Annotated in this window: 1 protein-coding gene; it reads right to left on the bottom strand. The window is 51.3% G+C overall.

Annotation, left to right across the window (positions count from 1 at the left end):
• Positions 1 to 448 (bottom strand): class I SAM-dependent methyltransferase (locus AC1DLB_RS31865; protein ID WP_477786514.1); only part of this gene is annotated, 448 nt, incomplete at its 3' end.
• Positions 449 to 513: the final 65 nt, after the last annotated feature.

Consider the following 513-nt stretch of genomic DNA (forward strand, 5'->3'; position numbering starts at 1 on the left):
GTTTTAGATGAGCCCGAATGGATCGTAAAATTTGTCGCTTGGTTTCATCTCCATCGAGATGATGGAGTACCCCGATCAAGGTCGCTGCGTCGTATGACTCGTCTGCTGCCAGGTCTTCAACATGCCCAAGATGCATGGCCGTTCTTTCAAGCAAGTTGTTTGCCTCTAATTGCTGCTTTGCAGCCTCCAACATCGGCTCGGACGGATCAACGGCCGTGAAGCGCCAACCCGGCTCAAGCTTGGCCATAGCAACAATTTCCTGCGCCGTACCGCCAGCGCCAACTACAAGTATTTTTGCCGAACGTGCAGTGCCCAGGCTTGCCGCCAGCATGCACGCCGCCAAGTCTTGGCAGGCGTCATATCCTGCTAGCGCAATACGGCTCTGTCGTCCGTACTCATTGGCTCGTGAGGTATCAAATTTTTCTGAGTTGAGAGGGGATGATTTCAAGGCGGTTCTCCATGTCCTGAAATCAAGCTACGCCAGACACAGCAATAATAAAAATTCATTAATTT

This window comes from Pseudomonas sp. 05N434, assembly GCF_056396965.1.